At 68.5% G+C, this 12,356-nt stretch carries 10 protein-coding genes; 4 read left to right on the plus strand and 6 right to left on the minus strand.

Features of this window, described 5'->3' with window-relative positions:
- The first annotated feature begins 503 nt into the window (after positions 1–503).
- Positions 504–1,745, plus strand: coding sequence for a KpsE/RkpR family capsule polysaccharide export protein (locus tag GGQ91_RS00360; protein WP_182591134.1), 1,242 nt, complete (start codon positions 504–506; stop codon positions 1,743–1,745).
- A 48-nt stretch (positions 1,746–1,793) separates the two neighbouring features.
- On the opposite strand, the gene GGQ91_RS00365 is transcribed toward GGQ91_RS00360, so the two are convergent.
- Positions 1,794–2,375: a hypothetical protein gene (locus GGQ91_RS00365; protein WP_043381681.1), complete on the minus strand. Its 582-nt coding sequence runs from the start codon at positions 2,373–2,375 to the stop codon at positions 1,794–1,796.
- 215 nt (positions 2,376–2,590) lie between these two features.
- On the opposite strand from GGQ91_RS00365, the gene flhA reads away from it, so the two are divergent.
- A complete protein-coding gene (gene flhA / locus GGQ91_RS00370) occupies positions 2,591–4,738 on the plus strand; it encodes a flagellar biosynthesis protein FlhA (protein WP_043350527.1) in 2,148 nt (715 codons plus the stop codon).
- Positions 4,739–4,970: 232 nt separating this feature from the next.
- Here flhA and GGQ91_RS00375 read toward each other — a convergent pair whose 3' ends face one another.
- From GGQ91_RS00375 to fliI, 3 genes are all read right to left on the minus strand, one after another.
- The gene (locus GGQ91_RS00375; RefSeq protein ID WP_043350518.1) at positions 4,971–6,044 is read right to left on the minus strand and encodes a lysylphosphatidylglycerol synthase domain-containing protein; all 1,074 of its coding nucleotides are present in this window, start codon (positions 6,042–6,044) and stop codon (positions 4,971–4,973) included.
- A 143-nt stretch (positions 6,045–6,187) separates the two neighbouring features.
- Positions 6,188–6,595 (minus strand): flagellar export protein FliJ, encoded by a 408-nt coding sequence (gene fliJ / locus GGQ91_RS00380; protein WP_012322462.1) that lies wholly within the window; start codon positions 6,593–6,595, stop codon positions 6,188–6,190.
- Positions 6,596–6,745: 150 nt separating this feature from the next.
- Positions 6,746–8,098 (minus strand): flagellar protein export ATPase FliI, encoded by a 1,353-nt coding sequence (gene fliI, locus GGQ91_RS00385; RefSeq protein ID WP_182591135.1) that lies wholly within the window; start codon positions 8,096–8,098, stop codon positions 6,746–6,748.
- A gap of 419 nt (positions 8,099–8,517) precedes the next feature.
- Here fliI and ctrA point away from each other — a divergent pair, with 419 nt between their 5' ends.
- Positions 8,518–9,219 carry a response regulator transcription factor CtrA gene (gene ctrA, locus GGQ91_RS00390; RefSeq protein WP_010683835.1) on the plus strand — a complete coding sequence of 234 codons (702 nt, stop codon included), beginning with the start codon at positions 8,518–8,520 and terminating at the stop codon, positions 9,217–9,219.
- Positions 9,220–9,395: 176 nt separating this feature from the next.
- On the opposite strand, the gene GGQ91_RS00395 is transcribed toward ctrA, so the two are convergent.
- A complete protein-coding gene (locus GGQ91_RS00395) occupies positions 9,396–10,163 on the minus strand; it encodes a trypsin-like serine protease (RefSeq protein ID WP_051044778.1) in 768 nt (255 codons plus the stop codon).
- Between the two features lie 119 nt (positions 10,164–10,282).
- Positions 10,283–11,680 (minus strand): cysteine--tRNA ligase, encoded by a 1,398-nt coding sequence (cysS, locus tag GGQ91_RS00400; protein ID WP_182591136.1) that lies wholly within the window; start codon positions 11,678–11,680, stop codon positions 10,283–10,285.
- Between the two features lie 310 nt (positions 11,681–11,990).
- Here cysS and GGQ91_RS00405 point away from each other — a divergent pair, with 310 nt between their 5' ends.
- Entirely contained in the window at positions 11,991–12,338 is a 348-nt protein-coding gene (locus GGQ91_RS00405; protein WP_043350520.1) for a hypothetical protein, read from the plus strand.
- Positions 12,339–12,356: the final 18 nt, after the last annotated feature.

Below are 12,356 nucleotides of genomic sequence, written 5' to 3' on the forward strand. Positions count from 1 at the left end.
CTGAATGAGTGCGCCGCGTCTCACTCTGGTCGCCTCGATTACGATTTTAATCTCGGACCGCAACGATTGATGGATCGTCACGCCGAATGATTTCCGTATCGGCTTTTATCGGAAGCTGATCATAAGTGACGGGATCACCGCCGACGCGTCATAGATCCGGCGCCTTAGCGCAGGTTTTCCGTAGCGAGATCGGCTTGAGCGCGGCTTCGTGTGTCTCCGACAGAACGCGGGCACCACCATGGCCACGCATTCCGCGAGGACGACCGGGCGGCTGGATCCGGCAGACTGCCTCCGGCCCAACAGCGATGTGGTCATCGATGGCACGCACGGATTCCATCGGAGCAGGCCGCGCCGCGACACGCGCGGAGGCGACGCCGAGGCATCCATAACGACATGCTTTTGCCGTCTCCCCGTGCGAGAGGCGATCGGCGTGCGGATTGCGGCGCGGTCATGATCCCGGTGACGGGTCGACCTTCTAGGCCGGGAGGGCCGGGAATCAGACCATGAATATGGAGATCCGGAAGGCAGAGGGACAGCCGGTTACGTCTGCCGACCGTCAACAGGCGGTCACTGAGTCGCTTCGGCAGATCGCGCGCATGTCGCGCTTCGCCGATCGCAAGAAGGGGATCCGATCCTATCAGGTCCAGACCAAGAACGACCCCTGGATCCCGGTCCTGTTCGTGCTCTGTTTCATCCTACCGGCCTTGGCCGGTGCCGTCTATTACGGCTTGATCGCGTCGAATCGCTACGTCACCGAAGCACGCTTCGCGATCCGACCGGCTCTCGGCTCGTCCGACAAGACATCCTCCGAAACCGGGGGAACCGCTTCCGGCACGTCGAACCAGATGGTGGCGCAGGATACACAGATCACGCGCGAGTTCATCCTCAGCCGGCCGATGCTGGAGATCCTCGAGGGGCAGCTGCCGCTGCGCCAGTGGTTCAGCAGCGATTCGATCGATTACTTTTCACGGTTCGATCCTGAAAAGCCGATCGAGAAGTTCGTCCGCTATTGGAAGCGGCGCGTCGGCGTCGAGGTCGAAGGCGGCTCCGGGATCATGTCCGTCACGGTCGAGGCCTTCGATCCGGACGAATCGCTTGCCATTGCCAAGGCCGTCATGAAGGAGGCCGAGCGCAAGGTGAACGACCTCAGCGTCAAGTCGCGCGAGGACGCCGTGGCGGAGAGCGCGCGCGAACTCCGTCTTGCCGAAGAGCGCATGACCAAGATCCGCCTCGCCATGCGCGACCTGCGCAACCGCGAAGGTGTGCTGGACGCCCAAAAGACGAATGACATCAATATCAAGATGATCGCGGAGCTGCGGTCATCCCGCATCAACCTCGCGGTCCAGCTCGCGATCGGCCAGCGCGACCTCGGTCCCGATTCGCGCCGGATCATGGATCTCAAGCAGCAGATCAAGGATATCGACGACAACATCGCCCGGATCGAGCGGCAATCCGCCAGCCAGGATCCCGATCAGAAGCGGCTGCTGTCCGACGCGTTGACGCGGTTCGAGATCCTGGAGAACGACCGGAAGAACGCCGAGAAATACTACCAGCAAGTGCTGACCGCCTACGAGCGCGCCCGCATCATCTCGGCCCGGCAGATCGAGTTCTTCAGCCCGATCGTCGAGCCCGTGAAAGCGGAATCGTCGACCGAACCGCGGCGGCTCCTGATGATCGGCCTGATCATGGCGGGCGCCGGAATCCTGTTCGGAGCCTCGATGTTCGCTCGTAAGATGATGACCTGACCCACGCCCGCCCCGCGGATTTGCCCGGGGCGGATACGTATCCTCGCCTCAGCGGGTGGACCGGGCGGCCGGGCCGATCGTACCGCCGGTCCAGCCCTGTGCCCGCCAATCCTCGGCGCGCTCGTCGATGTCGATCGAACCGGCTTGATCCAGAATGGCGAGGACGCGCTCGCCCCGCGACTCGTCGGCCCGAACGGTGACCAGAGTGCCGCCCCGTCGCACGCCTTCCGCATAGGTCTCGGCTTCGTCGGCGCTGAGACCCGCCGCCGTCAGGCCGCCGATCAGGCCTCCGGCCGCGGCGCCGACCCCGGCGCCCGTGACGGCGGCCACGAGCCAGCCCGCCGCGACCACCGGTCCGAGCCCGGGGATGGCCAGCAGCCCGAGGCCGGCGAGCAGCCCCGCGCCACCGCCCAACACCGTCCCGACCGTCGCCCCGGTGCCCGCCGACTCCGCCGCGTCCGACGGGTGGGGCACGGCGGAACCGGGCGCGTGCGGTTCAGCGGGTGAGTCGGGGCGGTTCGCGACAATGCTGATCTCGGCATGGGGGATGCCGGCAGCTTCCAGCCGGTCCACCGCGTCTGCAGCGGCCTCGTATCGGTCGAACAGGGCGGTCAAGATGCGGACGGCCATCGGATCCTCCCGGACATACCCGGGTCGGAGCCCGGAGACGTGGCGACATCGCGGAAAGCCCGCAAAGGGCTCGGACGGGTCCTCATCAAGCGCTTGCGGCAGCCCCGGTTCCCGGCACTGCCCGCCACATCTTAACGCCGCGCTAACCATCCACCCGGCAGATCTTGCCGAGTGCTCCCCGGCCCGTCCGAGGGGAACGGCGACGGATGGAATCGATGGCAGAAGCGGCGAGCGCGCCGGCACAGGCGGGCGTCACGACGGTCCTCGGCCAGCTCACATTGCCGACGCGCGGCGACCTCCACGCGCTGTCCAAGCGGTCGGACCTGCTGTTCGCCACAGGCGTGCTGGGGATCCTGGCGGTCCTCATCTTCCCGCTGCCGGCAGTCCTGCTCGACCTGCTCCTGGCGGTCTCGATCATCATGTCGGTGCTGATCATGATGACCGGCCTGTCCATCGACAACCCGCTGGAATTTACCGTTTTCCCGACGTTGCTGCTCATCGCCACGATGCTGCGGCTCGCCCTGAATCTCGCCTCGACCCGCCTGATCCTCGGGCACGGACACGAGGGCACCGCCGCCGCGGGTCACGTCATCGAGGCGTTCGGCCATTTCGTCATGGGCGGCAACTTCGTGATCGGGATCATCGTGTTCGCGATCCTGATCATCGTGAACTTCGTGGTGATCACGAAGGGCTCGGGCCGCATCGCCGAGGTCGCGGCCCGCTTCACCCTCGACGCGATGCCCGGAAAGCAGATGGCCATCGACGCCGATCTCTCGGCCGGCCTCATCGACGAGAAGGCCGCGAAGGCCCGGCGGGCGGCGCTGGAAGAGGAATCGTCGTTCTTCGGCGCCATGGACGGTGCCTCGAAATTCGTCCGCGGCGACGCCGTGGCGGCCCTGCTGATCACCTTCATCAATGTCGTCGGCGGCATCATCATCGGGGTGGCGCAGCAGGGCATGAGCTTCGGCGACGCCGCCAAGAGCTACACGCTGCTGACCATCGGCGACGGTCTCGCGAGTCAGGTCCCGGCCCTGATCGTCTCGACGGCGGCGGGCCTGCTGGTCTCCAAGGCCGGTGTGCGGGGCGCGGCCGACAAGGCCCTCGGCAAGCAGCTCGCCCATTACCCCAAGGCGCTGGGCATGTCGGCGGCCGTGATGCTGCTGATCGCGCTCCTGCCCGGCATGCCGATGCTGCCCTTCGTGCTGCTCGGCGGCGGCGCCGGCTACGCCGCGTGGCGCATCAACAAGACCGCCAAGCTGGCCCCGCCCCTCGACGCCCAGGGCGTACCGATGGATGCGGCCGCGGTGGCGGCCGCGGCCGCCCCCAAGGAGGAGACGGTCACCGACCTCCTGAAGCTCGACGACCTCAAGCTGGAGATGGGCTACGCGCTCCTGGCGCTCGTCAACGGCGAAGGTCAGGACCGGCTCACCGACCAGATCAAGGCCCTGCGCCGCCAGCTCGCGGCGGAACTGGGCTTCGTGATGCCGTCGGTGCGCATCCTCGACAACGTCCAGCTCGACGCCAACGCCTACGTGGTGCGGGTGAAGGAGATCGAGGCCGGCACCGGCCGGATCTTCCCCGGTCAGTTCATGGCGATGGATCCGATGGGCGGCCAGGTCCAGCTGCCGGGCCAACACATGCTGGAGCCGACCTTCGGCCTGCCGGCCACCTGGATCGACGCGGCCCTGCGCGACCAAGCCCAATTGAAGGGCTACACCGTGGTGGATGCCGCAACCGTGGTGTCGACCCATCTCACCGAGGTCATCAAGGCCCACGTCTCCGAGCTCCTCAACCACGTCGAGGTCTCGAAGCTGCTGCGCGAGCTGTCCAAGGAGCACGCCGACCTGCTGAAGGAGATCGTCCCCTCGCAGATCTCGACCACCGGCATCCAGCGCGTGCTGCAGTTCCTGCTCGCCGAACGGGTCTCGATCCGCGATCTCGGCGCGATCGTGGAGGCGATCGCCGAAGTGGCGGGCGGGGTGAAGAACCCCCGGGACGTGGTCGAGCACGTCCGCGCCAGACTCGGCCGGCAGATCTGCGCGCAGTACCAGGACCAGAACGGGATGCTGCCGATCATCACCCTCTCGCCGGCCTGGGAGCAGGCGTTCATGGAATCGATCGTGGGCGAGCGCGACGAGCGCTACCTCGCGATGCAGCCCTCGAAGCTCAGCGAGTTCGTCAATGCGGTGCGCGACCGCTTCGAGATGGCGGCGCGCCAGGGCGAGATGCCGGTCCTCGTGACCTCGGCGCAGACGCGGCCGTTCGTCCGCTCGATCATCGAGCGCTTCCGCCGGGAGACACCGGTGATGAGCCAGGCCGAGATCCATCCGCGGGCGCGTCTGCGGACGGTGAATTCGATCTGAGCGCAGACGCTCCCTCGCGACCGGACGGATCGCGGCCCCTGGATGTCGGCGTCGGGCTTCGGAACGCCCGGCGGCTCATCGCCTCAGGCCGAACGCGGGAGCCCGCTGCACCCCGCGCGGAGACCGGCCTCAGAAGGGTGAGGCCCGCACGACAGTGCTTCGTGCGCCGACTTCCCAGACCGGACGCGAGCCGCGACGGCGGACGTCCGCAGAAGTTATCCCACAGGAGGAGTCAGATCGCCTTCTGCTTGAGCTCCCGCTCCATCTCATGGGCGTCGAGGCCAGGGGCAGTGACCGGCGGTTCCGGCACGACGGTCGCTTTCGGTCCGTTCGCTGGGGTGCCGATCGCCGCGGCCAGACGCGAGCGTTCGAATGCGATCACCACGATCACCGAGATCAGCGCCGGAAGCCAGAAATAGAAGACGCGGAACACCAGCAGCGCGGCGACGACGGCGTTCTTACGCGCCTCGTCGGTCTCCGCGATGTTCATGGCGGTGAGGAAGACGATCTCGAACACGCCGAGGCCACCGGGCGCGTGCGAGGCGAGCGCTACTGAAAAGGAGGCCAGGAAGATCGCCAGGACGGGGATGAAGCCCGGATTGACCGCGTCCGGCAGGGCAAAATAGATGATCCCGGCCGCCCCAAGAAGCTCCAGCGGTGCCGCCGCGAGCTGGCGCAGCATGATCCCCGGGCGCGGGTATTCGAGCTTGAATTTCCGCAGGCTGATCGGCGGCAGCCGCAGAAGCGAACCGGCGACGTAGAGGGCGACGAAAGCCAGCATCCCGATGCCGACGGCGACGGCCGTACTCGGATTGGTCAGGATCGCCGGGAGCTTGTCCTGCAGGCGGGCCAGCAGATGCGGATCGTAAACCAGCGTGAAGCCGCCGAGCAGCACCGTCCCGAGGAAGAACGTGAAGGAGCACAGCGCCACCAGAACGGCGACCTGCGCCGCCGACAGGCCCTTGGCCGTGTAGGCGCGATAGCGGACCAGGGCGCCGGAGAAGACCGAGGCGCCGATATTGTGCGAGAGGGCATAGGTCGTGAAGGAGCAGAGCGAGACGAAAAGCCACGAGATGTGGCGCACGCCCAGATGCAGGAGCGCGATCCGGTCGTACCAGGCGAGCGCCGCATAGGCGACCAGGGTCGAGAAGGCCGCCAGCAGGATCCGGTGCGGCGGGATCGCGAGCACCGCGGCCCAGATCGCCGAGAGCGAGGTGGTCTTCAATTCCTGATAGAGGAAGTAGCCCGATACCACGACGGCCGCGAGGCCAATCATGGGCCAGATAAACTCGCTGATCTTCTTCATGAACACCGACGCCCTGGGGAGAGCCCCTGATGCGCCGGCACGCGACGCGCTGCAAGCGGCATGTCACCGCCGCGATCCCCCTTGTCAGGTGATCGTGACGGTTTCGTGCCGCGGGAGCCTGCCGATCGGTCCGTCGGCCGGGCTCAGCCCCGGGCGCGGTTCAGGCCGATCCCGTCCATGGCGGCTTGGTCACGAGCCGATTCGGCCGCGCGCTCGGCGGTCCGCTCGCGGTCGTTCAGGATCTCGACCTTCTTCAGTTCCTCGAAAGCCTCGCCCAGCTCGGCCTTCGCCTCGGCGAGCTGACCCTCAAGTGCCTGGGCGGATTGAATCATGTTGTCCCGGCGCGTCGCCGCCGCGCGGGCATAGGTCGGGTAGGCGAAGTGACCGACATCGGTGATTCCGGCCCGGGCCTCCTCGACGGCGACCTCGCGATCGAGCTCCACCGCCATGCGCTGGAAGTCGGCCATCATCATCTCGATCTGGGTCACGCGCCGGCGCTTCTCATCGACCTGGAAGCGGCGCAGGCGGATCAGCGTGTCACGCGATTTCATTAGGACGCTCACTCCACGCAACGCTTGAGGCCGCGCCCGGGATCACGCCCGGACCGTGCCCATGTGCGAGCCTGCCCACGGCAGCCTCGCCCGGATCCCCCACCTGCACCATGTGGTTCGCCGAAGCGTCGCCGCCCCGAGGCATGGTGCCTAGGCCCCGCCGATGATCTCGGTGAGCCGTGCGTAACCATCGCCGATGGACGTTGCTTCTTCCTTACCCTGCCCCAGAAAAGCCTCAAGATACGGCATGAGCGCCACGGCCTCGTCGACCTCCTGGGAGGAGCCGGCCCGGTAGGCGCCGAGGCGGATCAACTCCTCCATATCGGCATAGGTGGACAGCACCCGCCGCGCCCGCCGGACCACCGGCAGATAGGCCGGATCGCACGAGCGCGGCATGGTCCGCGAGACCGAGCGCAACACGTTGATCGCCGGGTAGCGCCCGCGCTCCGCGATGGCGCGCTCCATGACGATGTGACCGTCGAGGATGCCGCGCACCGCGTCGGCCACGGGCTCGTTGTGGTCGTCGCCCTCGACCAGGACGGTGAACAGGGCCGAGATCGTCCCCTGCCCCACGCCGGGACCGGCCCGCTCGAGCAGGCGCGGCAGCTCCGAGAAGACGGTCGGCGTATAGCCCTTGGCGGTCGGCGGCTCGCCGGCGGCAAGGCCGATGTCGCGCTGAGCCATGGCGAATCGTGTGATCGAGTCGATCATGCACAGGACCTTGGCGCCCCGGTCGCGAAAATACTCGGCCACCGATAGGGTTATGTAGGCCGCGTTCCGGCGCATCAGCGCCGGCTCGTCGGACGTCGCCACCACCACGATCGAGCGGGCGAGGCCGGCGGCTCCGAGGTCGTCCTGAAGAAATTCCTGGACCTCGCGGCCGCGCTCGCCCACGAGGCCGATCACCGCCACGTCGGCGGCGGTGTAGCGGGCCAGCATCGACAGCAGCACCGACTTGCCGACGCCCGACCCGGCGAAGATGCCCATCCGCTGGCCGGCGCACATCGTCAGGAAGGTGTTGATGCACCGGACGCCGAGATCCAGCGGCCCGCCCACCCGCGTGCGGGCGTGGGCGGGCGGCGGGTCCGCGCGCAGGGGATAGACGTCGGGCCCGTGCGCCAGGGGGCCGAGCCCGTCGACCGGCCGCCCGAGGGCGTCGATCACCCGGCCGAGCCATGCGTCGGACGGCCGGATCGCGCCGGCCGATTCGTCGCGGACGTAGGCGGGGCAGCCGCGCCGCACGCCCTCGAGCGAGCCGAACGGCATGGCGAGCGCCCGGTCGCCCTGGAAGCCGATGACTTCGCAGGGCACCAGCCCGTGGCCGTTGGCGCCCTCGACATCGACCCGTCCCCCGAGCCGCATCGCCGCCACCGGCCCGGCGACCTCGACCAGCAGGCCGCGGATCGCCACGACACGGCCGAACGTCTCCAGCACCTCGATCCGCTCCAGGGCGGCCTGCGTCGACGCGAGGGAAGCTACGGATCTTGCCGGATCCTGTGTCATCGGCCTGGCTCTCAACGCTTCGTTTACCGGCCTCCTTAACACTGCGGGTCACGGGCTCGTAGCGGCTCGATCCGGGTGGCGGCTTCGGCCGCGCCCGACGAAGTCGTACCGGTGTGTCCCACGGACAACATCGGGGATCGGATCGTTGCGGAGGAAGTACTTACGCCGAAGGGGGCGAGCGGCCTGGACGCGGGCGGATCGGAATCGGGGTCGGGGCGAGACCGGGGAAACGCTGTTTCTCCTGTCAAGCTCGCGGAACTTCGAACGAGACGCTTGCGGGCAGGAATCAGGTTTTGTTAACGATTAATCCATAGCGTTCCACGTCAAGAGCGACGGAGCGCCCGTCCACAGGCCGGTGGCGGGCGAACGATAGGGACGTGTCTGCGCGCTGATGCGGCCGGCGGGGCTGGGGACCGACGATGCGGGTACTTTTGATCGAGGACGACAGCGCGACCGCGCAGAGCATCGAGCTGATGCTCAAGTCCGAGAATTTCAACACCTACACCACCGACCTCGGGGAAGAAGGTGTCGATCTCGGTAAGCTCTACGACTACGACATCATCCTCCTCGATCTGAACCTGCCCGACATGTCGGGTTACGAGGTGCTGCGCTCGCTGCGCGTGGCGAAGGTGAAGACGCCGATCCTGATCCTCTCCGGCATGGCCGGCATCGAGGACAAGGTGAAGGGTCTGGGCTTCGGCGCCGACGACTACCTCACCAAGCCGTTCCACAAGGACGAGCTGGTGGCGCGCATCCACGCCATCGTGCGCCGCTCGAAGGGCCACGCCCAGTCGGTCATCACCACCGGCGACCTGATCGTGAACCTCGATCAGAAGACCGTCGAGGTCGGCGGCGCCCGGGTGCATCTGACCGGCAAGGAGTACCAGATGCTGGAACTCCTCTCGCTGCGGAAGGGCACGACGCTCACCAAGGAGATGTTCCTCAACCATCTCTACGGCGGCATGGACGAGCCCGAGCTCAAGATCATCGACGTGTTCATCTGCAAGCTGCGCAAGAAGCTCGCCAATGCCAGCCAGGGCAAGAACTACATCGAGACCGTCTGGGGCCGCGGCTACGTGCTGCGCGAGCCGATGGACGGCGAGGAGCGCATGGCGGTCTGATCCGCCCGGCGCCTCGTCTTCCGAAAAACCCCGTGCGGCCAGGCCGCGCGGGGTTTTCGCGTTTCGAAGGGGCCCCTCCGCGACGGCATCGCCGACGCAGCGCAGGGACATCGGGCAGCGCGACCGTGGCGGGCGTGGCGCAGACCGGAGCTTCCGGATCGCGATGGACGCTACGCTCACCGCATCCCGGTCGCGGAGAAGACCTGTGCGGCCGGCGCGATCACAACGTAGCCGCCGCAGGGCGCGGCCCGGCTGATCACCGCACTGGCCACGCCCCAGATGTAGGTGCCGCGACGATCCTGCGCGACGACCGGGCCACCGGAATCACCGAAGCAGACCCGGGCGCCGTTGGCCCGGGCGATGGTGAGCCCGGTATTGCTGGCCGCGATCGGCGTCAGCGTGGCGGTGCGCAGGCGTCCGACGGTGCGGCCGGACAGGCCGGCGCCCGCGATCCGCAGGCTCTTCGGGACCCGCCCGGGATCCGCCGCCAGCGGCACGGGCCGCCGGTCGCGCACCGGCTCGGTCAGGCGGAGCACCGCGAGATCGAGGGAGAGGTCGGAGAGGCTGACGCCCGACGCCTCGTTCGGCAGCATCTCCCCCGGATCGGGACTGTAGCGGGCGGCGACCCGCGCCCCGTAGACCGGCCGCGCCGGCTCGCTGCCGCGGAAGAAGACCACCAGCGCGCCGAGCGGATCGCCGTTCACGCAATGGGCCGCCGTCAGCACGAGATCCGGAGCGATGAGCACACCGCTACAGCGGGTCAGGCGCAGAGCCTCCTCGGGCTGGGTGATCGTGCCGATCGCGACGGTGGCCTGCGCCAGGGCATCCCGCCCCGCGGCCGCCCCGCCGTCGATGGCGAAAGCCGGCCCCGACAGCCCCAATCCGAATGCCAGGGCCGATGCGGCGGCGGCGCAGCGCGCCCCGATGGTCGCGAAGATGGTCACGTGCTGCTCTTCCCCGGCGCGAGCCCCCGGACCACAGATGCCGCGCACGCCGCATCGCGCAAGCGGGCGCGAGGACGCGGCCGCCGTGACATCCGTGTCGTCGCCGGCCGGCTCAGCAATCAGCGCGCCACCGTCCAGGTGGTGGTGCCGTCCTTGTTGTCCTTGACGGCGACGCCCATCGCGGCGAGGGCATCGCGCGCCCGGTCGGAGGCGGCCCAGTCCTTCGCGGCCCGCGCGGCGCGGCGCTCGGCGATCAGCGCCTCGACCGCCGCGACGTCCACGCCGGACGCCGCAACCTGCGCCTGCTCGCGGTCGCTGCGGGTGCTGGCGAGGAAACCGAGGAGGTTCGCACCGGCGCGCAACGCGCCGGGCTGCGTCTCCGCGCTGCTCGCGAGCCGGTGCAGCTCATTGATCGCCGCCGGCGTGTTTAGGTCGTCGCAGAGGGCCTCGACCACCCCGGCGGGGACGTCGGACGCGGCGGGCGCATCGCCGACGGCGTTGTACCAGCGGTCGAGCACGCGGCTCGATTCCTCCAGGCCGCGCAAGGTCCAGTCGATCGGCTGCCGGTACTGGGTCTTGAGCATGGTGAGGCGCACGACCTCGCCCGGCCAGTCGTTCAGCACGTCGCGGATGGTGATGAAGTTGCCGAGCGACTTCGACATCTTCTCCCCCTCCACCTGGAGGAAGCCGTTGTGCAGCCAGACGTTGGCCATGACCGGCGTGCCGAAGCAGCAGCGCGACTGCGCCACCTCGTTCTCGTGATGGGGGAAAATCAGGTCGATGCCGCCCGCGTGGATGTCGAAGGTCCGGCCGAGATGCTTGGCCGACATGGCCGAGCACTCGATGTGCCAGCCCGGCCGCCCCGCCGCCGCGATCCCCGCGGGCGACGGCCAGGACGGCTCGCCGGGCTTGGCGGGCTTCCACAGGACGAAATCGAGGGGCGAGCGCTTGTAGGGGGCGACCTCGACCCGGGCGCCCGCCTCCATCTCGTCGAGGGGCCGCTTCGACAGGCCGCCGTAATCCGGCATCGACGGGACGTCGAACAGCACGTGGTCCTCCGCCACGTAGGCGTGGCCGGCCTGGACCAGCGCCTCGATCATCGTCACCATCTCGGCGATGTGATCGGTGGCGCGGGGCTCGACGAAGCGGGGCCGCTCGCCCGGCACGTTGACGTCCTCCGGCATGAGCACGCCGAGATCGCGCACGTCGCGGTGGAACTGCGCCAGCGTCCCGTCGGTGAGTTCGCGGATGGTGATGCCGCGCTCGGCCGCCCGGGCGTTGATCTTGTCGTCCACGTCGGTGACGTTGCGCGCGTAGGTGACGTGCCCCGGCCCGTAGAGGTGGCGCAGCAGCCGGAACAGCAGGTCGAAGACGATGATCGGCCGGGCATTGCCGATATGGGCGGCGTCGTAGACGGTCGGGCCGCAGGCGTAGAGGCGGACATGCTGCGGATCGATCGCCGCAAAGGCTTCCTTGGCGCCGGTCAGCGTGTTGTAGAGCCGCAACATCGGCGCCATGAAACCCATCCCCATTCCGGCGCCGCGGCCTGATCCCGACGCCGCGCCGGCGCCGGAAAACCGGCCCTGCCGTCAACGACCTGCGGGCCCCGCGCGGCGAAGAACGGCCGAAACGTGGCGGATCCGGAAGGCCCGCCACGGCACCCTGTTGCATCGCGGCGACGGCGCGGCCCGCGCGATGGGGCTAACCCAAAAGCGTGAGGAATTCGAGATGGCCTGCGCGCCCTGCACGTAAGGCTTCCTTAACCGCGCCGTCGGACCGTCCGGGGCACGATCCTCACGCCACAGATCCTGTGCCCAAGGACAATTCATGCGACGCTCGGCCGCCGGTTCCCTCGCCCTCGTCACCGTTCTTGCCTGCGCAGGCCTGACGCATGTCGCGCTGGCCGGCACCGACGGCGAGACGCCTGCGAAGGCGCCCGCCCGTGTCGAGAAGACCTTCCTGATCCCGTCGAGCGACGGCTACGGCGTCGGCGAATGCCTGACCACGCCGGGCAGCGCCTGCGGCCAAGTCGTCGCCAACGCGTGGTGCGAGGCGCAGGGCTACGCGGCCGCCAATTCCTACGGCGTGGCCGCCGCCGACGAATATACCGGCGCGATCAGCCAGCCGGTCCCGACGCCGTCCGAGCGCCCGATCCGGATCACCTGCCAGGACTGAGCCGGCCAGGACTGAGCC

It is taken from the genome of Methylobacterium fujisawaense (assembly GCF_014138435.1).
GTDB classification, from domain to species: domain Bacteria; phylum Pseudomonadota; class Alphaproteobacteria; order Rhizobiales; family Beijerinckiaceae; genus Methylobacterium; species Methylobacterium fujisawaense.

Bases quoted from the DNA above. Each gene is read 5' to 3' on its own strand.
- GGQ91_RS00360 (WP_182591134.1), top strand. From the start codon at position 504: ATGAATATGGAGATCCGGAAGGCAGAGGGACAGCCGGTTACGTCTGCC.
- GGQ91_RS00365 (WP_043381681.1), bottom strand. From the start codon at position 2,375: ATGGCCGTCCGCATCTTGACCGCCCTGTTCGACCGATACGAGGCCGCT.
- flhA (WP_043350527.1), top strand. From the start codon at position 2,591: ATGGCAGAAGCGGCGAGCGCGCCGGCACAGGCGGGCGTCACGACGGTC.
- GGQ91_RS00375 (WP_043350518.1), bottom strand. From the start codon at position 6,044: ATGAAGAAGATCAGCGAGTTTATCTGGCCCATGATTGGCCTCGCGGCC.
- fliJ (WP_012322462.1), bottom strand. From the start codon at position 6,595: ATGAAATCGCGTGACACGCTGATCCGCCTGCGCCGCTTCCAGGTCGAT.
- fliI (WP_182591135.1), bottom strand. From the start codon at position 8,098: ATGACACAGGATCCGGCAAGATCCGTAGCTTCCCTCGCGTCGACGCAG.
- ctrA (WP_010683835.1), top strand. From the start codon at position 8,518: ATGCGGGTACTTTTGATCGAGGACGACAGCGCGACCGCGCAGAGCATC.
- cysS (WP_182591136.1), bottom strand. From the start codon at position 11,680: ATGGCGCCGATGTTGCGGCTCTACAACACGCTGACCGGCGCCAAGGAA.
- GGQ91_RS00405 (WP_043350520.1), top strand. From the start codon at position 11,991: ATGCGACGCTCGGCCGCCGGTTCCCTCGCCCTCGTCACCGTTCTTGCC.